A 20,981-nucleotide genomic window follows, 5' to 3' on the forward strand; every position below is an offset into this window, starting at 1 on the left:
AATCGCAATCGGCATTGCGCCCGCGCCCGGCGCGGTTTGTCGCAAGCGTGCGGCACCCTGCCAGCGGCCCGGCCACAGCATCTTCGGAGAACCCATGCAGATCCTTTTCACCGCCACCCCGCCTTCCGATGTCCGCCTGCACGCCCGCGTGGTCAATCAGGGTGCGGCGCTTGCCGGGATTGATGCGGCGCTGGTCGAAGGGGCGGCCGCCTCGCGCTTCACAGGCCGCGCCGGGCAGCTGTTCGAAGGCTTCTCCGGCAGCGGCGGCGCGGTGAAGCGCATTGCGCTGGCCGGCGCGGGCGAGGCTGACGGGGCCGAACGCCGGATGGATTGCGAGCGCGCGGGCGCGGCGATCACGGCCAAGTATCTGGTCTCGACCGAGCGGGCGATGGTGCTCGATCTGGGGCAGGCGGGGCTTTCGGCGGATCAGGCGGCGGCGGTGCTGCTGGGCCTGCGTCTGCGCGGCTGGCGGCACGACAAGTATCGCACCAAGCTCGCCGCCGACAAGAAGCCGAGCCTTGAGACCGTCCACGTGACCGGCGCGCCCGAAGGCACCGAGGCCGCGTGGGAGCGCGAGGCGGCGCTGGCCAAGGGCGTGGAATTCACCCGCGGCCTCGTGACCGAACCGGCCAACATCATCTACCCCGCCAGCTTCGTTGCGGCCTGCGAGGAAGCCTTCGCCGGCACCGGCGCGGAAATCACCGTGCTGGGCGAAGAGGAAATGGAAGCGCTCGGCATGGGCGCGCTGGTGGGCGTCGGCCTCGGCTCGCAGCGCGAATCCAAGCTGCTGGCGATCCGCTGGAACGGCGGTACGGCGGGTGACAAGCCGACCGTGTTCGTCGGCAAGGGCGTGACCTTCGACACCGGCGGCATCTCGCTGAAGCCGGGGCCGGGCATGGAAGACATGAAGTGGGACATGGGCGGCGCGGGCGCGGTCGCGGGTGCGATGCTGGCGCTGGTCAGCCGCAAGGCCAAGGCCAATGTGATCGGCGTGATGGGCCTCGTCGAGAACATGCCCGACGGCAAGGCGCAGCGCCCCGGCGATATCGTCACCACCATGAGCGGGCAGACGGTCGAGGTGCTCAACACCGATGCCGAAGGACGGCTGGTGCTGTGCGATGCGCTGCACTGGGCGCAGCAGCAGTATGATGCGGCGCGGATCGTCGATCTCGCCACGCTGACCGGCGCGATGATCATCAGCCTCGGCAATGAATATGGCGGGATGTTCGCCAATGACGATACGCTCGCCGCGCAGCTGACGGCGGCGGGTCAGGCGAGCGGCGACAAGCTGTGGCGGATGCCGCTGGGTGCGAATTACGACAAGCTGATCGATTCGCCGGTCGCCGACATGAAGAATATCGGCCCGCGCGAAGGTGGATCGATCACCGCGGCGCAGTTCCTCCAGCGCTTCATCAAGGACGGCACCCCCTGGGCGCACCTTGATATCGCGGGGATGGTGTGGTCGAACAAGCCCGGCCACAGCTGGGACAAGGGCGCCACGGGATACGGCGTGCGCCTGCTCGACCAGTTCGTGCGGGATGTGGTGGAAGGTTAAGGGGAGTTCTCCGTCATCCCCAAGATGCGCAAGAAAAGCGATCTGCCGACCAAGACCTGCCTTGCCTGCGGGTTGCCCTTCACGTGGCGCAAGAAGTGGGAGCGGGACTGGGACAATGTGAAATATTGTTCCGACCGCTGCCGCCGAAGTAAGCCTGCCCCATGAAATTGGACTTTTGGCAATACACCCATGACCCGCTGGAAAAGGTCGTCGCGCTGATCGCAAAGCGCACGCTCGATGCCGGGGAACGGTTGCTGGTGGTCTGTGCCGATCCCGACAAGCGCGCCGCCATTTCGCGGGCCTTGTGGCAGGCGGGGCCGGAGAGCTTCCTTGCCAATGGCGAGGCAGCCGCGCCGGGGAGCGATCGCCAGCCGGTGCTGCTGTCCGATGATCTTGCCGCACCCAACGGGGCCAGCCACCTGATCCTTGCCGACGGGCGTTACCGCGAGGCCCCCGGCTTTGCCCGCGTGTTCCTGCTGTTCCCGCCCGATCTCGCCCCCGATGCGCGGCTGGCATGGGCCGCGCAGGATGGCCGCGAGGATGTGGAGCGCAGCTACTATGCCCAGGAAGACGGGCGCTGGGTCAGGAAGCGTTGAGGGGTTGCGCCCGCATCGCCGATAGGGGATGTTCAACCCCGTAACCTTGTGATTGGGGGACGGAACATGCGCATTATCACAACTCTTGTCACCGCAACCGCCGCGCTGGCATTGGCTGCCTGCGGATCGGAAACCTCGGGCGAATTCACCACCGAAGACGGCGAGAACGCCGAATACACCATCGACCAGGAATCGGGCGAGACCAGCATGACGGTGAAGGGGCCGGACGGCACCGCCACCATGCGTTCGGGCGCATCGGTGCCGGTCGATCTTCCGCAAGGCTTCAGCCTGTTCCCGGGATCGACTGTCGTCACCAACACCGTCGTCAACCAGCCCGATGGCAAGGGCACGATGGTGATGTTCGAGGCCAAGGCCCCTGCGGACAAGGTGGTGGCCCATTACCGCGAACAGGCCAAGGCGGCGGGTTTCGAAATCCAGCTCGAAATGAACACCAACGGCACGCAGATGATCGGCGGCGAGCGCAAGGATGACGGGTCCACCCTGTCGGTCACCGCCAGCCCCGGCGAAGGCGTGACCACGGGGCAGATCATCATCGGCAGCAAGACCGGCGGCTGACGCCCGCCTTGCCCCGCCTCTGAACGGAAATTGCGCCGCGCCGATGCGGTGTTGCTGGCGCTTGCCATTTTGCAGCGCAGCATCTACGGGCGCGGCCAACATCCCCCGTAAAAGACGTTCACAGGAGCACTATCATGGCGGTCACTCGCACCTTTTCGATCATCAAGCCCGATGCCACCCGCCGCAACCTGACCGGCGCGGTCACCAAGATGCTGGAAGACGCCGGCCTGCGCGTCGTCGCTTCGAAGCGCATCCACATGACCCGCGAACAGGCCGAAGGCTTCTACGCGGTGCACTCGGAGCGTCCCTTCTTCGGTGAACTCGTCGAATTCATGATGAGCGAGCCGGTGGTGGTGCAGGTGCTCGAAGGCGAAGACGCTGTCGCCCGTAACCGCGAAGTGATGGGCGCGACCAACCCGGCCGATGCTGCCCCGGGCACGATCCGCAAGGAACTGGCGCTGTCGATCGGCGAGAACACCGTGCACGGTTCGGATTCGGAAGAAAACGCCGCGATCGAAATCGCGTTCTTCTTCAAGCCGGAAGAAATCGTCGGCTAAGTCCTTCGGACAGTGCGACAGGCAAAGGGCCGTCTCCGCAAGGGGGCGGCCCTTTTGCTTTCAGCACCCAACCCGTTCGTGTCGAGCGTAGTCGAGACATCTGCTCTGCGGCCTCTCGACTACGCTCGAGGCGAACGGTTGTGAGATTCAACCCGCCTCCGCAAACCGCGCCAGCTGTTCGGCATGGGCGTGGTGGTGGCCGGTTGCGCTGGCCGCCATCTGCCTGCGCATCGCCGCCAGCGCCTGCGGGGTCAGCGCCATCCCGAGCGCCGCATAGCAGCGCCGGATCGCGCCTTCCCAATCGGCGCCCAGTTCGTCGAAATCGAGCTGTGCGACCGGCCCCTGCCAGCCCGCCAGCGCCTCTGCCATGCGCGACTCGCGCAGGGCGATCTTGTGCCGCCAGCGCGCCTCGATCGCGGCGAGATCGCAGGTGTCGGATTGCATCGCCATCTGGTTCGCCGCGAGGCTCACAGCGCTGCGCAGCACGGCGGCATGATCGCGGTGGGCGATCACCAGCCGGGCATTTGGGAACCGGGTGAGAAGTGTGCCAAGGTCTTCGGCAAAGGCGGGCACCTTCATCACCCGCGGCCTGTCCGCCACGCCACGGGTGGCGGCATCGGTGCGCAGGATGCGGGCAAATTCGCGATAGACCGGCAGGGACCCGCGCCCCTCGCTCCACGCCGAATAGGCCGGAATGTGCCACTGCGATTCGTAGATCGAGTGGTGCAGCGCAGCGGAGAGCCACGCCAGCTCCTCCTCCACCGCGCCGGCTGCCATGGGGTGGATCGATTGCATCCACGGATTGAGCGCGCCGAGCATCGCCAGCTCCAGCGCGGCCTTCACCCGGTTCATGCCCAGCGGCGCAGGGACAGGGTGGTAGGCATCGCAATAGCGGGTGTGCGAGTGCGCCGGATCAGCCGCCAGCAGCGTGTGGATGCGGGTGGTGCCGCTGCGCATATGGCCGATGACGATGATCGGCGGGGCGAGCGGGGTTTCAGTCAATTCGGGCCGTTCGCGCCACAGCGCGCCGAATGCCAGCCGGTTCTTCACCACGCGGGACAATTGCCCCCACGCCATCGCCCGGCCCAGCGGGTTGAGATCGGCCTCTGCCAGCAGCGCGGCGCACAGCCGTTCCAGCCGCTCGCGGAAATCGGCGGTGTCTTCCTCCGCGCGCCCGCCATGCTCTGCCGCCAGTGCCTGTGCGCCATAGGGCTTGGCCGCCAGCGCCCACAGCGCCTGCGGGTCGAGATCGGGTGGAGGCAGCCAGCCGCGTTCCCATGCCTTGCCCAAAAATTCATTCGCCCGGCTCGCCAGCGGCCCGCGTGCCAGAGGGTGAGGGCGGGGTGGGGCCATCAGAATTCGTCCGCGATGTCCATGAACCGCGTCAGCCGCTTCGGCGCGACCGAGTGCCAGCTGCGCCGGAGCCACTGCGCGACCTCGTCCCAGTCCACCCCCGGGCGGTTGAGGATGATCCCCACCCACCCGCTCGCGCCGTAATAGGCGGGCTTGAAATAGATGTCGGGTTGGCTTTCGACGAGGTCGAGCAGCTCGTCCATGCCGCCGGTGCGCGCCAGCAGGGCGATGTGCTCGGTGCCGTGGTGCTGATCGGCGAAATAGGCGAAATACTTGCCCGATTTCTCTCCGCCGACGCGGAAGCCGGGGCTGCCGTGGCTCTCGCGCTCGTCGGTTCCGGGCAGGGCGAGGGCGAGTTCGCGCACCCGCGCCAGCAGCGCTGCCGGGTTTCGCCAGCGGCTGACATATTCGGCCACCGCGCGCGGATAGAGCTGGTGTTCGGCAAAGCGCACGCGGGCGGCGAGGCTTTCGGGCGTGTCGTCCGCCGCAATCGCGACCTGTGCCTGTGCCAGCACCTCGCCGGCATCGAGTTCGGGTGTCACCAGATGCACGCTCGCGCCGGCATGGCTGTCTCCGGCGGCGATGGCGCGGGCGAAGGTGTCGAGGCCCTTGTATTTGGGCAGCAGCGAAGGGTGGATGTTGAGCATCCGGCCTGCCCAGCGCCCCACAAACCCGTCCGACAGGATGCGCATGTAACCGGCGAGCACGATGTATTCCGCCCCCGCCGCCAGCACCGCCGCTTCCATCGCGGCGTCATGCGCCTCGCGGGTCATGCCCTTGTGGGGGCAGGCGAAGGTGGGCACGCCTTCGACGGCTGCGAGCGCTAGTCCCCCCGCTTGCGGGTCATTGCTGGCGACCAGCACCACCTCGTAACCGGCATTCTCCATCCGGCTGGCATAGAGCAGCGCCGCCATATTGGTGCCCGCGCCGGAAATGAGGATGGCGATGCGGGCTTTCACTTCTCCCCTCCCGCTTGCGGGAGGGGCAGGGGGTGGGAAAGCGAATGGCGCCACGTTTGCGGTAACTTGCCCACCCCTAACCCCTCCCGCAGGCGGGAGGGGGACACGGGCTTGTCACCCCGCATGCGTCGCGCTCCAGTCGCTTTTGGCCGACCATGTCTCCACAGAGCCGCGCACCGTGCAGCCCTTGTCGCCCGCCTCGATGCGGCCGACCGTGAACACGGTCTCGCCCGCTGCTTCGAGCTTCGCAGTCACTTCGGCGACGTGCGCTTCGCTCACCGCCAGCACCATGCCGACACCGCAGTTGAAGGTGCGCGCCATTTCTTCAGGCTCGATGTGCCCCTGCGCTTGCAGGAAGGCCATCAGGCGCCGCTGCGGCCACAGATCGGCATCGACGTGCGCGTGGGCGCCTTCGGGAAGAATGCGCGGGATATTCTCCAGCAGCCCGCCGCCGGTGATATGGGCGAGGGCATTGATCAGCCCTGCGCGGATCAGCGGCAGCAGGCTGGCGACGTAGATGCGGGTCGGGGCGATCAGCGCGTCGATCAGCAATTGCTCCTGATCGAACAGGGCAGGGCGGTTCATCTTCCAGCCCTTGTCCGCTGCGAGGCGCCTTACCAGCGAGTAGCCGTTGGAATGGACGCCCGATGATGCGAGGCCCAGCAGCACGTCGCCCGCCGCGACCTTGTCGCCCGTCAGTTGCTCGCCGCGCTCCACTGCGCCGACGCAGAAGCCGGCAAGGTCATAATCTCCGGCTGCATACATCCCCGGCATTTCCGCCGTCTCGCCGCCGATCAGCGCGCAGCCCGCGAGTTTGCAGCCTTCGGCGATCCCCGCGATCACGCGCTCGGCCACGCCGTTCTCCAGCTTGCCGGTGGCGAAATAATCGAGGAAGAACAGTGGCTCTGCCCCCTGCACGATCAGATCATTGACGCACATCGCGACCAGATCGATGCCCACCGTATCGTGCCGGTCATGTTCGATCGCCAGCTTCAGTTTGGTGCCCACCCCGTCATTGGCGGCAACCAGCAGCGGATCGGTATAGCCCGCCGCCTTGGGGTCGAAAAAGCCGCCGAACCCGCCCAGCTCGCTCGTCGCGCCGGGGCGCGCAGTGGCCTTCGCCAGCGGGGCGATGGCCTTCACCAGCGCGTTGCCCGCAGCGATGGAAACGCCGGCATCGGCGTAGGTATAGGAGGAGTTCTTGGTTGTCATGGATGCCCCATAGCCTTTCGCGCTTGGAATTCCACGCGCCTTTGGGCAAAGGACAAGCGATTTTCCCCATGAGCGCGTCGCAATCCCTGCCCGGCCCTGTTGCCGCCTTCTCCCGCCCCCTGCTTCGCGGCATCGGGGGCGCTGTGGTTGCGCTGGCCTTGCTGGGGGGTGCCTATGCCCTGCTGGCGCAGGTGGCGGGCGAGCGCGGGATCGCGCCCACGGCGGCCAGCGCCGATATCGAAGTGCGCGGCATCAGCGTCGATGCCAAGGGCAAAAGCGCCGAGGATGCCCGCGCCAACGGCTGGCGCGAGGCGCAGCGACTCGCATGGGCCAAGCTCAAGGGGCCGAAACTGTCCGACAGCCAGCTTGACGGGCTGGTGGCTGCCATCGTGATCGAGCGCGAGCGGCTCGGCCCGCGGCGTTACATTGCGACACTCGGCGTGATTTTTGATCGCCAGCGCGCCGGGCGCTATCTCGGCGGCACGGCGCAGCAGACCCGTTCGGCGCCGCTGCTGCTGATCCCGGTGATGGAATCGGGCGGGGCCTATATCACCTTCGAACAGCGCAACCCCTGGCAGCGCGCCTGGGCCGAGTTCAATCCGGGCACCAGCCGGATCGATTACGTGCGCCTGAGCGGGGCAGGGGGCGATTCGCTGCTGGTCAATTTCGGGCAGGCGGGCCGCCGCAGCCGCGCATGGTGGCGCTCCACGCTCGACCAGTATGGCGCGACCGATGTGGTGATGGCCTTCGCCCGGCTCGACCACCAGTTCCCCGGCGGGCCGGTCAGCGGCACGTTCACCGCTCGCTACGGCCCCGACAATCGCCCGCTCGAAACCTTCACGCTGAAGGCCGCCGGGCCGGACGAGGTTCCGGCGATGCTCGAACAGGCCGTGGCGCGGATGGATACCGCCTTTGCTGGTGCGCTTGCGGCCGGCAAGCTGCGGCCTGACCCGACCTTGCGGCTGGGCACGATGGGCGAGGCTGATCCGGCGATCCAGCGCCTGATCGAGATCGGCCGCGCGATCCGCGCCCGCGATGCCGCCGCCGCAGCCGAGGCCGCAGCGATTGCGGCGGGCAATGCGCCGCGCATCGAAGCGCAGCCTGTGACCGGTGTCGAACCGGGCGAGGCGCCGGTGCGCAGCATCACCGTGCAATTCGCCACGCCCGATGCCGCTGCCTTCGATGCATCGCTGGGCGCGGTGCGCGGCACTGGCGGGGTGCGCGGGGTGGGTGTCACCAGCACGGCCATCGGCGGCACTTCGGTGATGAGTGTCAACTATGCCGGATCGCTGGAAGAACTGGCCGCCGCGCTCGAAGCCCGCGGCTTTGCCGTGCGGCGCGGGGCCAATGCGCTCGCCATCAGCCGCTGAGGCGGGACCGGCGCGATGACAGCCACCGCTCCCTCGCAGATCGCCCTGCCTTTGGCGGCCCGCAGTGCCGATGGCGCGCGCCGGATTGTGGCGGGCAATGCCAATGCCGCCGTGATCGAGGCCTTGCAGACCCCCGCCAGCTGGCCGTTCCACGTTGCCGTGCTCACCGGACCGCCGCGTTCTGGCAAGAGCCTGCTGGCGCGCTGGGCGCAGGGGCTGGCGGGTGCAGACCGGCTCGAGGTGATCGACGATGCCGAAAAGGCGGACGAGACAGAGCTGTTCCACCGCTGGAACGCGGTGCAGCAGGGCGGATCGCGCGCCAAGGAACAGGAAGGCGGCGCGCTGCTGCTGGTCGCCAATGTCGATGAGGAAAGCGGCGGCTGGCGGATCGCGCTGCCCGATCTGGCCTCGCGCATCGGCGGTTCGCTGCAACTGGCGATCGGCGCGCCGGATGATGCCATGGCGGCAGACCTGATCCTCGCCCATGCCGAGCAGCGCGGATTGTCGCTGCCCGATGGTGCCGCCGATTACCTCGTCCCGCGCACGACCCGCAGCTTTGCCGCGATCGAGGCGCTGGTGGCGATGATCGACCGCATCTCCCTTGAACGGCAGGCGCCCGCCACCATGTCTGTCTGGCGCGCCGCGCTCGATGCCCTGCACGGGCCAGAGCAACAGCGCCTGTTCTAGCGTCCCGCGTTGCATCGCGGGCGGTTTGGTGGGAAACTATGGGCCATGTTTGACCGGCTGATCAGCTATCTGGACTCGGTGCGCGCCCGCGATCCGGCGCCGCGTTCGCGCTGGGAAATCCTGCTTTATCCCGGCGTCCTCGCGCTTGGCCTGCACCGCGTGGCGCACTGGCTGTTCGAAGCGAAGCTCTATTTCCTCGCCCGGCTGGTGAACCATTTCTCGCGGCTGCTCACCGCGATCGACATTCACCCCGGCGCGACCATCGGCAAGAACTTCTTCATCGACCACGGCTTTACCGTGATCGGCGAGACGGCGGAGATCGGCGACAATGTCACCATCTACCAATGCGTCACGCTGGGCGGCACCAATCCTGCCAACGGCAAGGGGGGCAAGCGTCACCCGACCCTGAAGGACAACGTCATCATCGGATCGGGCGCGCAGATTATCGGCCCGATCGTGGTGGGCGAACGCGCCCGTGTCGGCGCCAATGCGGTCGTCACCGACGATGTGCCCGCAGGGGCCACGATGATCGGGATCAAGGCGCGTTCGACGCTGGTTCCGGCGGAGGAATGGCTGCGCGAATTCATCCCCTACGGCACGCCCTGCGATGATCCCCCCTGCGACGATGAAGGCCGCCCGCGCCGCGATTGCGTGGAGAAGCTCGAAAACGAGGTCGCCACCTTGCGCGAGGAACTGGCGCTGATGAAGGCGATGCTGGCCGAACGTGCGCCGGTCGATGCCGAACTGCCGCGCAAGAGCGGGACCAAGGATTGAAGCCGGGGATGCAGGGTCAGGGCATGGCCGGACAGGTGGTGGCCTTTCCGGCACGCGGCGCGGAGCAGGTCGGGTTCGAGCGCGCCGAGTTGCAGCGCATCCTCGATCTTTACGGCCGCATGGTCGCCGCCGGTGAATGGCGCGACTACGCGATGGATTTCGACAAGCACGCCGCCACCTTCGCCGCCTTCCGCCGCACCGCTGAACGCCCGCAAGCGCGGCTGGAAAAGCGCCCGGCGCTCAGGGCCAAGCAGGGCATGTGGACGCTGTTCGGCGAACACGGGCAGGTGCTGAAGCGCGGGCATGATCTGGCGAATGTGCTGGCCCCGATGGAGCGGCGGCTGGTGAAGGCGGTGGAATAGGCCGCACCGTCTTACACTTCGTCATCCCGGCGAAAGCCGGGATCCAGAGCGGCAAGCGCTGCACCAAGAGGCCCTAGGCCCCAGCTTTCGCTGGGGTGACGGCAACAGCAAGACGGGCTCGATAGCGGACCGGCAGCTTTTGGCGGCCAGCCAAAGCCGACATTTCCTACACCCCGACCCACCGGTAAAACGCGCTCCGGCTCTTTCCTATCGTTGTGCGCGGCTTGAGAGGCCGCTGGATGTGCGGGCTGCGAAAACGTGCCCCGTTCCCCTGTCCGTCCGCTTGCGGGGTGCGGGTGTATGCCTATGAGATAATTGCAGTAATCGAATGCCCCACAAGCGGACAGGGTGTCACCTTTGTCACCTTCACAGCAAAAGGCCCGCCCCCTTGCGGGGACGGGCCTCGTGAATTCCGCTGCGGGAGCCCCGGATCAGCCGCGCGCGCTGGCGGGGCCGGTGCCGGTGACCTTCTGCATGGCCTTGAGGATATTGCCCGATTGCTCGCTGCCCGATTGCGGGGCCATGAGGTTGGTGAAGCTCGAAATCGCGTCCCAGTTGGCGGCGAAGCCTTCGACGGTGCGCTCGCCTTCGGGCAGCCACACGGCATCGTTCATCACCGTCCACGAGGAGTGGAATCCGCCCGCACCCGCGCCGACGATGGCGTTGGTCGGCGCGTCTTCCGACACCAGGAACAGCGCGGCAGGCACCACGTTTTCCGGCGCGAACAGCTTGAAGGCCTCTTCGGGGAACAGGTCTTCGGTCATGCGGGTGCCCGCGACCGGCGACAGGGTGTTGCAGCGCACGTTATACTTCGCGCCTTCCAGCGCCAGCGTCTTGGTGAGGCCGGCGAGACCCAGCTTGGCCGCGCCGTAGTTCGCCTGACCGAAATTGCCGAACAGGCCGGTCGAGGACGCGGTCATCAGGATGCGGCCATAGCCCTGTTCGCGCATGGTTTCCCAAGCGGCCTTGGTGGCGAAAGCCGAACCGGTGAGGTGGACCTTGACGACGAATTCGAAGTCCGCCGGTTCCATCTTGGCGAAGGTCTTGTCGCGCAGCACGCCGGCGTTGTTGATCAGGATGTGCACGCCGCCCCACTTCTGCTTGGCGTCGGCGACCATCTTTTCCATCTGTTCGTATTCGGTGACCGATGCGCCGTTGGCCATCGCCTCGCCGCCCATCGCCTCGATTTCGGCCACCACCTGTGCGGCGGCATCGGAGGTGCCGGTGCCGTCACGCGATCCGCCGAGGTCGTTGACCACGACCTTCGCGCCGCGGCGGGCGAGTTCGAGTGCGTAGGCCTTGCCGAGCCCGCCGCCAGCACCGGTGACGATGGCGACCTTGTCCTTGAAGCTGATGGTCATGCGTGTTCTCCTGTGGTTGCGACGCGGCGCGGTTTACGCCTGCGTAAACTGGATTGCGGGGCGCTGCGTGGCACTTTCGCGCAGCGCTTGCAACTGCCGAACTGACAGGGGGCGATGCCGTAGGGTCAGGTTGCGGGTTTGAGGCTCTGCAAGGCGGGAATCAGCCCGTCAAACGAATCGATCACCGCATCCGCGCCCAGCTCGTGCGGGGGGCGGTCGCAATAGCCATAGGCCGCCGCAACCACCGGCACACCGGCAGCCTTGGCGGCGCGCACATCATAGGTGGAATCGCCCAGAAACACGAAACGCCCGCCGCCCAGCGCCGCGCACGCGGCAAGGACGGGGGCAGGGTGGGGCTTGGCGAGGAACTGGCCGTCAGCGCCCTTGCCCATGGAATCGCCGCCGATCACGGTTTCGAAGGTGTCGATCAGATCAAGCTGCGAGAGGATCCGGCGCGCAAAGGCTTCGAACTTGTTGGTGACGACTGCCATGCGCACGCCCTGCGCCGCCAGCTCTGCCAGCACCTCGCGCACCCGCGGGTAGGGGGCGGTGTGGACTGCGTTGTGATCCTCGTAATAGGCCAGCATCGCCTTGTAGAGCCGCTTGAACTCGTCGTCCGGCAGCCCCCCTTGCGCCTCGACCGCGCGGGCGAGCATGATCTTGGCCCCGCCGCCGATCAGGTCCTTGCTGGTCTCCACCGACACCTCGGAAAAGCCTCCCAGCACCAGCGCATGGTTCACCGCCGCGCCGAGATCGCGGAAGGTATCGAGCAGGGTGCCGTCGAGATCAAAGCCGATGGCGTCAAAGGGGATAAGCGTCATGGCGGCCCGCGTGGCGGATGCTTCTTCAAATCGCAAGCATTTGCTGGCAGGCGCGGGTTTGCTTACAGGGGCTTTCATGACTGACACGACCACGCATTCCGCCGGCCACCCTTTCGCCGCGATCATCCTTGCCGCGGGCAAGGGCACCCGCATGAAGAGCGACACGCACAAGGTGCTGCACACAATCGCAGGCCGCCCGATGCTCGAACACCTCATGGCGAGCGTCGCGGAACTGGGGCCGCAGCGGCTGGCGGTGGTGGTCGGCGCCGGGCGCGAGCAGATCGAGAAGGCGGTGGGGACGCGGGCGGCGACCTGCCTGCAGGAACCGCAGCTCGGCACCGGCCACGCGGTGCAGCAGGCCGAAGGCGCGCTGGCGGGGTTCGCGGGCGATGTGCTGGTGCTTTATGGCGATGTGCCCTTCGTCAAGGCAACGACGATGCGGGTGATGCTGGAGCGGCTGCATGGGCCTGACGCGCCCGCTGCCGTGGTGCTGGGCTTCGAACCCGAAGATCCGCTCGCCTATGGCCGCGTGATCGCCGATGACGAAGGCCGCATCCTCAAGATGGTCGAATACAAGGACGCCGACGAAGGCGAGCGGGCCTGCCACCTGTGCAATTCCGGCCTGATCGCGGCGCGCAGCAGCGACCTGTTCGCGCTGCTCGGCCGGGTCGGCAACGACAATGCGCAGGGGGAATACTACCTGCCCGACATCGTCAACATCGCCATCGCCGACGGGCGCACCTGCGCGGTGATCGTGGCCGACAGCGCGGACGAGGTGGCGGGCATCAACAGCCGCGCCGAACTCGCCGCCGCCGAGGCGCGCTGGCAGGCCGCCCGCCGCCTCAGGGCGATGGACGAAGGCGCAACCCTGATTGCACCCGAAACGGTGTTCTTCAGCCACGACACGCAGGTGGGCCGCGATGTCACCATCGAACCAAATGTGTTTTTCGGCCCCGGCGTGACCATCGCCGACAATGTGCTGATCCGCGCCAATTCCCACATCGAAGGCGCGAAGCTGGCGAGCGGGGTCAAGGTCGGCCCGTTTGCGCGCCTGCGCCCCGGCACGGTGATGGAGGAAGGCAGCTTCGTCGGCAATTTCGTCGAGGTGAAGAACGCCGTGATGCACGCAGGCGCCAAGGCGAGCCACCTCACCTATCTCGGCGATGCCACCATCGGTGCAGGCGCGAATATCGGCGCGGGCACGATAACCTGCAATTACGACGGCTATTTCAAATACCGCACCACCATCGGCGAGCGGGCCTTCATCGGATCGAACTCGGCCCTCGTCGCGCCTGTCACCATCGGTGCCGACGCGATTGTGGCGGCAGGCAGCACCGTCAGCCGCGATGTCGCGCCGGGCGAGCTGCGCATGGTGCGCGCCGAGCAACTGGTGAAACCGGGCTGGGCCGACCGCTTCCATGACACGATGAAAAAGAAAAAGGCGGCCGAGAAGAAGTGAGCAACGATCTCGCCCCGCTCGATTGCTGGCTGTGCGACCGGCCGCTGGGCGATATCGTCCAGTGGCATCACCCTGTCCCCAAATCCAAGAAGGGCAAGGTGAAGGTGCCGATCCACCCGATCTGCCACAAGACCATCCACGCCAACTTCACCAATAACGAGCTGGCCCGGATCGGCGATGATGTGGCGGTGGTCCGCGGCCACCCTGCCATCGCCAAGTTCGTCAGCTGGATCGCGAACAAACCTGCCGACTTCGACGCGCCGACGCGGTAATCTTTTAAGCGTCCTGCCGCGCCGCCTCTCCGCCGCTGGCGATGTAATCGGCCTCCCATTGTTCGAACTCGCTGCGGCTCAACAGGTAGCGTTCGCGGGCCTCGGCAAAGCTCATGGCGCGGTCGCGCACGGCGCGCACCACCTCGTCCTTGCGCGCCTTCGACCAGTGCACCCGGTGGTTGCGGGGCAGGGCGTAGTAGCTCTTGATCGCATCGGCGATCGAAACGGTTCTGGGATAGGCCATCGTGTGCTCCTCGTCGCTTGTGCTCGTCATCGCCCCCGATGGGCCAAGTGTTGACGGGCAGACTTAACGAGGTGCTGCCGGACATGGTTAAACCGGCATTGAGGGTTCCTGCCGTGCCGCGATTGCGACGAGCCGAGCGCGAAGTGTCGGCTTGTTTTACAGGCAGTTGCGTTGCCCGCGCAGGACTAACGCAAAGAGGGGCGGCCCCGCTGCCGGAACCGCCCCTCCGTGATTGACGCGGGTGCGGGATTTACTCGCCAGCAGGCCCCATCAGGCGCTGCATCAGATAGACGAATTGCAGCGCCTGCAGCTTGGCGCGCTGGTCATTGTCGACCCCGCCCGAATGGCCGCCGGTGGTATCCTCGAAGTAATAATAGGGCTGGCCCAGTTCCTTCAGCTTCGCCGCACCCTTGCGCGCGTGCGCCGGATGGGTGCGATCGTCGGCGGTCGAGGCCCACAGGAAGGGCGAGGGATAATCCACGCCCGCCACGATCTTCTGGTAGGGCGAATAGCCGTCGATCCACGCCCGCTGTTCGGGGATGCGCGGATCGCCATATTCGCCGATCCACGAAGCCCCGCGCCCGATCAGGTGATAGCGGACCATGTCGAACAGCGGGATCTGCACGATCGCCGCGTTCAGCAGGTCGGGCCGCTGGGTGAAGAAGGTGCCGACCAGGAGGCCGCCTTGCGAGCCGCCCTGGATACCGAGATGTTTGGGGCTGGTGAAACCGCGCTTCACCAGATCCTCGCCCACCGCGATGAAATCGTCCCAGGTGCGCTGCTTGTTCTCGCGGATCGCGGTCTGGTGCCACATCGGCCCGAACTCGCCGCCGCCGCGCAGGTTGGCGAGCACATAGGCGCCGCCCTTTTCCACCCACAGCTTGCCCGTGGAGCCGAGATAACCCGGCAGGCGCGGGACCTGGAAGCCGCCGTAACCGGTCAGCAGCGTCGCGGTGGAGCCGTCCAGCTTCATCCCCTTGGGCTTGACGATGAAATAGGGGATCTTCGTCCCGTCCTTGCTGGTTGCCTGATGCTGTTCGACTTCCATGCCTGTGGGGTCGAAATAGGCGGGCGAGGTCTTGAGCACCTGCGGGTCGCCCGATCCATCGGCGTAGTAAAGCGTGGTCGGTTCAAGGAAACCGCTGACCGTGTACATGATCTGGTCGGTTTCGTCGGAAGATGCCGCGATGCCGAGCGTGGCGTTATCGGGCAGGGCGATCTGCTTGCTGACCCATTTCCCGCCTTCAAAGTTGAATTGCAGCACCTTGCCAACGACATTGTCGAGCAGGGTCACGAACAGCGAGGAACCGGTGATCGCACCGCCCTGCTTGGTCTGGCGTTCGCCCGGCGCCCACACCAGCGTCTTCTTCGCGCCGTTGGGGTTGGCCTTCCATTCTTCCAGATCCATCGCGATCAGGCTGTCGGCGGGGAAGGTCTGTCCGTCCACCGTCCAGTCCTCGTCGGTCGAGACCAGCAGGTGCCCGTCGACGATGCCGTAGGGCGCTGCCTTCTTGGGGATGTCGAGCTGCACCCATGCCCCGTCCTTTTCGACGAAGTAGAGGCTTTCGTGGAAGCTGATCCCGCGGAAGGCGGTGCGGGCGTGGATTGTGCCGGTGTTGTCACGCAGCAGGCTGGCGCCGGCCCAAACGTCGGTCGGCTCGCCGCGGAAGATTTCCTGCGCGTCCGCGATGTTCGTGCCGCGCTTCCAGACACGGCTGGTGAAGGGATATTCGCTGGTGGTCAGCGTGCCCTCGCCAAAGCTGCGGCCGACCAGCAGCGTGTCCTCGTCGATCCAGCTGATGCCTCCCTGGCTCTTCTGATCGAGCACGAAGCCGCCTTCGACGAACTGCTTGGTGGTGGTGTCGAACTCGCGCATGATGGTGGCATCCTCGCCGCCATCGGACAGCGCGATCATGCACTTGTTGAGCGCCGGCGGCAGGCAGGTCGAGCCCTGATAGACCCATTCCTTGCCCTCGGCCTTGGCGAGCGCGTCAATATCCAGCACGACTTCCCATGTCGGGTTTTCGGTGCGGTAGCTTTCCAGCGTGGTGCGGCGCAGCACGCCCTTGGGGTTCGCCTTGTCCTGCCAGAAATTGTAGAGACCATCGGGGCGGAAGCTGACGAAGGGGATGCGGTCGTTGCTGTCGAAAATCGCCAGCGCCTCGGCCTTGGCCTGTGCGTAACGCGGATCAGATTCGAAGGCGGCGAGGGTGCGCTCGTTCTCCCTGGCGACCCATTCCAGCGCCTCGGGGCTGCGGGCTTCCTCAAGCCAGATATAGGGATCCTGCTCGGGCCCGGGGATCGGGGCTTCTGCGGCGGGGGTTGCAGGCGCGCCCTGCGCGGCGGCGCCGGTGGTTGCGGTCACAGTCATTGCGAGTGCCAGTGCGAAAGTGGAGACAAGTTTCAAGCGTCCTCTCCTCAAGGGATAAGCAGGCCCGTGTTGTGCCTAGGCTGGCGTGCAATGTGAAGGGGTTCGACGCAAAAAGGGCGAGCCACTGGCCCGCCCTTGTTGGTCGTTCGTCGAATGATGCGGGGCTTACCCCTCGACGTGCTCGGCGAGCACGGTGAGGCCCTTTTCATTGACCTCGGCAAAGCCGCCGCGCACCTGAATGATTTCGGGTGCGGCATTGGCCGAAGCAAAGACTTGCACCGCGCCGTCGCGGATCGTGCTCATGAAGGGCGCATGACCCTCCAGCACGCCGAATTCGCCTTCGGTGCCGGGGACGACCACCATGTGGACGTCTTCCGAACGGACGAGCTTGGCCGGGGTGACGAGTTCGAAGTGGAGGGGCATTGTCTCTTCCTAACCCCCCTCCCGCTTGCGGGAGGGGCTGGGGGTGGGAATGGGCCGGTGGCGGCCCACCCCGCTGCGACTAGCCAGCAAGCTGGCAAGTCTCGCTCCCCTCCCGCAGGCGGGAGGGGAAAGCGGATTACGCTTCCTCAGCCATCTTCTTGGCCTTCTCGACCGCCTGGTCGATCCCGCCAACCATGTAGAAGGCCTGTTCCGGCAGATGGTCGTATTCGCCGTCCACAACCGCCTTGAAGCTCTTCACGGTGTCTTCGAGCTGCACGAAGCAGCCCGGGATGCCGGTGAAGACTTCGGCGACGTGGAACGGCTGCGACAGGAACTTCTGCAGCTTGCGCGCGCGGGCGACGATCAGCTTGTCCTCTTCCGACAGTTCATCCATCCCGAGAATGGCGATGATGTCCTGAAGCGACTTGTACTTCTGCAGCGTTTCCTGAACGCGGCGGGCGGTTTCGTAGTGCTCGGCACCGACGACGCGGGGTTCGAGCACGCGGCTGGTCGAGTCCAGCGGGTCCACCGCCGGATAGATACCGAGTTCCGAGATCGCGCGGCTGAGCGTGGTGGTCGCGTCAAGGTGCGCGAAGGAGGTCGCGGGCGCGGGGTCGGTCAAGTCGTCTGCGGGCACGTAGATCGCCTGCACCGAGGTGATCGAACCCTTGGTGGTCGAGGTGATGCGCTCCTGCAGCTTGCCCATGTCGGTCGCCAGCGTCGGCTGGTAGCCCACCGCCGAGGGAATGCGACCGAGCAGCGCCGACACTTCCGAACCGGCCTGCGTGAAGCGGAAGATGTTGTCGACGAAGAACAGCACGTCCTGGCCTTCGACGTCGCGGAAGTATTCCGCCATGGTCAGGCCCGAGAGCGCGACGCGCGCGCGGGCGCCCGGGGGCTCGTTCATCTGGCCGAACACCAGCGCCACCTTGGAGCCTTCCGAGGTCGCATTGCCATCGGCGTCCTTGGCAATAACGCCCGCGTCGAGGAATTCGTGGTAGAGGTCGTTGCCCTCGCGGGTGCGCTCACCGACGCCGGCGAACACCGACACGCCGCCGTGGCCCTTGGCGATGTTGTTGATCAGTTCCTGAATCAGCACGGTCTTGCCGACGCCCGCGCCGCCGAACAGGCCGATCTTGCCGCCCTTGGCGTAGGGGGCGAGGAGGTCGATCACCTTGATGCCGGTGACAAGGATCGCGGCTTCGGTCGACTGGTCGACGAAGGCCGGTGCCTCGGCGTGGATCGGGGCGGTGGTTTCCGCGCCGATCGGGCCGCGCTCGTCGATCGCTTCGCCGACGACGTTCATGATGCGGCCGAGGACCTTGGGGCCAACCGGCACCGAGATCTGCGCGCCGGTGTTCACGACTTCGCTGCCGCGGGTCAGGCCCTCGGTCGCGTCCATCGCGATGGTGCGCACGGTGTTCTCGCCAAGGTGCTGGGCGACTTCGAGCACCAGCGTCTTGTCGCCGTTCTTGGTTTCGAGCGCGGTGAGGATCGCGGGCAGTTCACCTTCGAACTGCACGTCGACGACGGCGCCGATGACTTGGCTGATCGTGCCGTTGGTGGTCTGGTTGAGAGCGGCGGTGGCCATGTTTCGTTCCTTAGCCTTCGATTACAGCGCTTCAGCGCCGGCGATGATTTCGATGAGTTCGGTGGTGATCGCGGCCTGGCGGCTGCGGTTGTACTGGATGGTGAGCTTCTGGATCAGCTCGCCCGCGTTGCGCGTGGCGTTGTCCATCGCGGTCATCGAGGCGCCCTGTTCCGAGGCCTCGCGCTCAAGCAGCGCGCCGAACAGCTGGGTGCGCACATAGCGCGGCAGCAGTTCTTCGAGGATTTCCTCCTCGCCCGGCTCGTACTGCACCACGGCGTCCGCGACGACCGCATCGGTCGGGGCGGGGACGGGGATCAGCTGGGTCACGGTCGGGTCCTGCGCCAGCGCCGACTTGAAGGTCGGGTAGATCAGGTGCGCGACATCGAACTTGCCGGCGTCGAACATCGCAATCAGTTCATTGGCGATGGCTTCGGCCTCGGTGAAGCCCGGGGTCTTGACCGTGCTGGTGTCGAAGCCTTCGCCGATCAGGTTCGGGAATTCACGCTTCAGCGGCGCGCGACCTTTCTTGCCGACGAGGTAGAATTCGACCTGCTTGCCAGCGGCTTGCAGCTCGCGCGCCTTGGCCTTGGCAGCCTTGACGAGGTTCGAGTTGAGACCGCCGCACAGCCCCTTGTCGGTGTTGACCACCACGAGGAGGTTGCGCTGGTCGCTACCCGTGCCGCCGAGCAGCTTCGGCGCGGCATCGCCCGAAACCTTGCTCGCGAGGCTGGCCATCACCGCGCTGAGGCGGGTGGCATAGGGCCGACCGGCCTCGGCCGCAGCCTGGGCACGGCGCAGCTTGGCCGCCGCGACCATCTGCTTGGCCTTGGTGATCTTCTGGGTCGATTTGACCGAGTTGATCCGGCCCTTGAGTTCCTTGAGTGAGGGCACGTCAGGGCGTCCTTAAGCGAACTGCTTGCCGAAAGCTTCGAGCGCGGCCTTGGTCTTGTCCGCGACTTCGCCTTCGAACTTCTTCGAGGTGCGGATTTCGGCCAGCACATCGCCGTGTTCGCGGCGCATGAATTCGAGCATCTGGGCTTCGTATTCGTTGACGCGGTTCACCGGAATGCTGTCGAGGAAGCCGTTGGTGCCGGCGTAGATCGACACGGTCTGCTCTTCGAACGGCATCGGCGAGAACTGCTTCTGCTTCAGCAGCTCGGTCAGGCGCGCACCGCGGTTCAGCAGCTTCTGCGTGGCGGCGTCGAGGTCCGAGCCGAACTGCGCGAAGGCCGCCATTTCACGGTACTGCGCGAGGTCGAGCTTCATCGAGCCCGAGACCTTCTTCATCGCCTTTGTCTGGGCGGCACCGCCGACGCGGCTGACCGAAAGGCCAACGTTAATCGCCGGACGGATGCCCTGATAGAACAGGCCGGTTTCGAGGAAGATCTGGCCATCGGTGATCGAGATCACGTTGGTCGGGATGTAGGCCGACACGTCGCCCGCCTGCGTTTCGATGATCGGCAGCGCGGTCAGCGAACCGTGGCCGTTTTCCTCGTTCATCTTCGCCGCACGCTCAAGCAGGCGGCTGTGGAGATAGAACACGTCGCCCGGATAGGCTTCGCGGCCCGGAGGACGACGCAGCAGCAGCGACATCTGGCGGTAGGCGACGGCCTGCTTGGAAAGGTCGTCGTACACGATCACGGCGTGCATGCCGTTGTCGCGGAAGAATTCGCCCATTGCGCAGCCGGTGTAGGGCGCGAGGTACTGGAGCGGGGCGGGCTCCGAAGCGGTCGCGGCGACGACGATGGAGTATTCCATCGCGCCGTTTTCTTCGAGCTGCTTGACGATCTGGGCGACGGTCGAACGCTTCTGGCCGACCGCGACATAGACGCAGTAGAGCTTCTTCTTCTCGTCGTCGCCCGCGTTGGCTTCCTTCTGGTTGATGAAGGTGTCGATCGCGACGGCGGTCTTGCCGGTCTGGCGGTCACCGATGATCAGCTCGCGCTGGCCACGGCCGACGGGCACGAGGGCGTCAATCGCCTTGAGGCCGGTCTGGACGGGCTCCGACACGGATTCGCGCGGGATGATGCCGGGCGCCTTCACTTCGACGCGCATGCGCTTGTCGGCGACGATCGGCCCCTTGCCGTCGATCGGGTTGCCGAGCGCGTCCACGACGCGGCCCAGCAGGCCCTTGCCGACCGGCACGTCGACGATGGTGCCGGTGCGCTTGACGACATCGCCTTCCTTGATCTCGCTGTCCGAGCCGAAGATCACGACGCCGACGTTATCGGCTTCGAGGTTGAGGGCCATGCCCTGCACCCCGTTGGCGAATTCCACCATCTCGCCGGCCTGCACCTGATCGAGGCCGTGGATGCGGGCGATCCCGTCACCCACCGACAGCACGGTGCCGGTTTCGCTGACTTCGGCTTCGGTGCCGAAATTGGCGATCTGGTCCTTGATGACCTTCGAGATTTCTGCGGCGCGGATTTCCATGACTT

General features: G+C 66.2%; 22 protein-coding genes. 11 read left to right on the plus strand and 11 right to left on the minus strand.

The genetic code is table 11. The features are described 5' to 3' along the window. The first annotated feature begins 94 nt into the window (after positions 1–94). From ACU0AG_RS08055 to ndk, 5 genes are all read left to right on the plus strand, one after another. Positions 95–1,555: a leucyl aminopeptidase gene (locus tag ACU0AG_RS08055; protein ID WP_482781749.1), complete on the plus strand. Its 1,461-nt coding sequence runs from the start codon at positions 95–97 to the stop codon at positions 1,553–1,555. A gap of 24 nt (positions 1,556–1,579) precedes the next feature. Next, positions 1,580–1,720 carry a DUF2256 domain-containing protein gene (locus ACU0AG_RS08060; RefSeq protein ID WP_482781750.1) on the plus strand — a complete coding sequence of 47 codons (141 nt, stop codon included), beginning with the start codon at positions 1,580–1,582 and terminating at the stop codon, positions 1,718–1,720. After that, positions 1,717–2,151, plus strand: a complete 435-nt coding sequence (locus ACU0AG_RS08065; protein ID WP_482781751.1) for a DNA polymerase III subunit chi — start codon at positions 1,717–1,719, stop codon at positions 2,149–2,151. Before ACU0AG_RS08060 ends, ACU0AG_RS08065 begins: the two co-directional genes overlap by 4 nt. 66 nt (positions 2,152–2,217) lie before the next feature. Next, on the plus strand, positions 2,218–2,727 hold the full coding sequence (locus ACU0AG_RS08070; RefSeq protein ID WP_482781752.1) for a hypothetical protein: 510 nt from the start codon (positions 2,218–2,220) through the stop codon (positions 2,725–2,727). Positions 2,728–2,861: 134 nt separating this feature from the next. Beyond that, a complete protein-coding gene (gene ndk / locus ACU0AG_RS08075) occupies positions 2,862–3,284 on the plus strand; it encodes a nucleoside-diphosphate kinase (protein ID WP_482781753.1) in 423 nt (140 codons plus the stop codon). A gap of 147 nt (positions 3,285–3,431) precedes the next feature. On the opposite strand, the gene ACU0AG_RS08080 is transcribed toward ndk, so the two are convergent. The 3 genes from ACU0AG_RS08080 to purM all read right to left on the minus strand — a co-directional run bounded on the left by ACU0AG_RS08080 (position 3,432) and on the right by purM (position 6,808). Beyond that, positions 3,432–4,637, minus strand: a complete 1,206-nt coding sequence (locus ACU0AG_RS08080) for a sulfotransferase family protein (RefSeq protein ID WP_482781754.1) — start codon at positions 4,635–4,637, stop codon at positions 3,432–3,434. After that, complete coding sequence (gene purN, locus ACU0AG_RS08085) at positions 4,637–5,596, minus strand: phosphoribosylglycinamide formyltransferase (protein WP_482781755.1); 960 nt, start codon at positions 5,594–5,596, stop codon at positions 4,637–4,639. The genes ACU0AG_RS08080 and purN overlap by 1 nt, the downstream gene beginning before the upstream one ends. A 114-nt stretch (positions 5,597–5,710) precedes the next feature. Beyond that, positions 5,711–6,808: a phosphoribosylformylglycinamidine cyclo-ligase gene (gene purM, locus ACU0AG_RS08090; protein ID WP_482781756.1), complete on the minus strand. Its 1,098-nt coding sequence runs from the start codon at positions 6,806–6,808 to the stop codon at positions 5,711–5,713. A 68-nt stretch (positions 6,809–6,876) separates the two neighbouring features. Between purM and ACU0AG_RS08095 the strand changes: the two genes are divergently transcribed. The 4 genes from ACU0AG_RS08095 to ACU0AG_RS08110 are packed head-to-tail and all read left to right on the plus strand — an operon-like array spanning position 6,877 to position 10,001. Further along, the gene (locus tag ACU0AG_RS08095) at positions 6,877–8,178 is read left to right on the plus strand and encodes a heavy-metal-associated domain-containing protein (protein ID WP_482781757.1); all 1,302 of its coding nucleotides are present in this window, start codon (positions 6,877–6,879) and stop codon (positions 8,176–8,178) included. 15 nt (positions 8,179–8,193) lie between these two features. Then, complete coding sequence (locus ACU0AG_RS08100; protein ID WP_482781758.1) at positions 8,194–8,865, plus strand: HdaA/DnaA family protein; 672 nt, start codon at positions 8,194–8,196, stop codon at positions 8,863–8,865. A gap of 45 nt (positions 8,866–8,910) precedes the next feature. After that, positions 8,911–9,639: a serine O-acetyltransferase EpsC gene (gene epsC / locus ACU0AG_RS08105; RefSeq protein WP_482781759.1), complete on the plus strand. Its 729-nt coding sequence runs from the start codon at positions 8,911–8,913 to the stop codon at positions 9,637–9,639. Between the two features lie 8 nt (positions 9,640–9,647). Then, complete coding sequence (locus tag ACU0AG_RS08110; RefSeq protein WP_482781760.1) at positions 9,648–10,001, plus strand: DUF2794 domain-containing protein; 354 nt, start codon at positions 9,648–9,650, stop codon at positions 9,999–10,001. A 431-nt stretch (positions 10,002–10,432) separates the two neighbouring features. On the opposite strand, the gene ACU0AG_RS08115 is transcribed toward ACU0AG_RS08110, so the two are convergent. Together ACU0AG_RS08115 and ACU0AG_RS08120 are read right to left on the minus strand one after the other, a co-directional pair. Continuing rightward, a complete protein-coding gene (locus ACU0AG_RS08115; RefSeq protein WP_482781761.1) occupies positions 10,433–11,362 on the minus strand; it encodes an SDR family NAD(P)-dependent oxidoreductase in 930 nt (309 codons plus the stop codon). A 125-nt stretch (positions 11,363–11,487) separates the two neighbouring features. Then, complete coding sequence (locus ACU0AG_RS08120) at positions 11,488–12,183, minus strand: HAD-IA family hydrolase (RefSeq protein WP_482781762.1); 696 nt, start codon at positions 12,181–12,183, stop codon at positions 11,488–11,490. Between the two features lie 76 nt (positions 12,184–12,259). Between ACU0AG_RS08120 and glmU the strand changes: the two genes are divergently transcribed. Then, positions 12,260–13,642 carry a bifunctional UDP-N-acetylglucosamine diphosphorylase/glucosamine-1-phosphate N-acetyltransferase GlmU gene (glmU, locus tag ACU0AG_RS08125; protein ID WP_482781763.1) on the plus strand — a complete coding sequence of 461 codons (1,383 nt, stop codon included), beginning with the start codon at positions 12,260–12,262 and terminating at the stop codon, positions 13,640–13,642. Then, positions 13,639–13,914, plus strand: coding sequence for an HNH endonuclease (locus ACU0AG_RS08130; protein ID WP_482781764.1), 276 nt, complete (start codon positions 13,639–13,641; stop codon positions 13,912–13,914). Before glmU ends, ACU0AG_RS08130 begins: the two co-directional genes overlap by 4 nt. A 4-nt stretch (positions 13,915–13,918) precedes the next feature. Here ACU0AG_RS08130 and ACU0AG_RS08135 read toward each other — a convergent pair whose 3' ends face one another. From ACU0AG_RS08135 to atpA, 6 genes are all read right to left on the minus strand, one after another. Further along, the gene (locus ACU0AG_RS08135) at positions 13,919–14,158 is read right to left on the minus strand and encodes a DUF1153 domain-containing protein (RefSeq protein ID WP_482781765.1); all 240 of its coding nucleotides are present in this window, start codon (positions 14,156–14,158) and stop codon (positions 13,919–13,921) included. 250 nt (positions 14,159–14,408) lie between these two features. After that, positions 14,409–16,529 (minus strand): prolyl oligopeptidase family serine peptidase, encoded by a 2,121-nt coding sequence (locus ACU0AG_RS08140; protein WP_482781766.1) that lies wholly within the window; start codon positions 16,527–16,529, stop codon positions 14,409–14,411. A gap of 165 nt (positions 16,530–16,694) precedes the next feature. Further along, complete coding sequence (locus ACU0AG_RS08145) at positions 16,695–16,952, minus strand: ATP synthase F1 subunit epsilon (protein WP_349514036.1); 258 nt, start codon at positions 16,950–16,952, stop codon at positions 16,695–16,697. A 136-nt stretch (positions 16,953–17,088) separates the two neighbouring features. Then, positions 17,089–18,543: a F0F1 ATP synthase subunit beta gene (atpD, locus tag ACU0AG_RS08150; protein ID WP_482781767.1), complete on the minus strand. Its 1,455-nt coding sequence runs from the start codon at positions 18,541–18,543 to the stop codon at positions 17,089–17,091. Positions 18,544–18,564: 21 nt separating this feature from the next. After that, positions 18,565–19,434, minus strand: coding sequence for a F0F1 ATP synthase subunit gamma (locus tag ACU0AG_RS08155; RefSeq protein WP_482781768.1), 870 nt, complete (start codon positions 19,432–19,434; stop codon positions 18,565–18,567). 12 nt (positions 19,435–19,446) lie between these two features. Further along, a complete protein-coding gene (gene atpA / locus ACU0AG_RS08160) occupies positions 19,447–20,976 on the minus strand; it encodes a F0F1 ATP synthase subunit alpha (RefSeq protein WP_482781769.1) in 1,530 nt (509 codons plus the stop codon). Positions 20,977–20,981: the final 5 nt, after the last annotated feature.

This window comes from Erythrobacter sp. RANMB8, assembly GCF_056848235.1.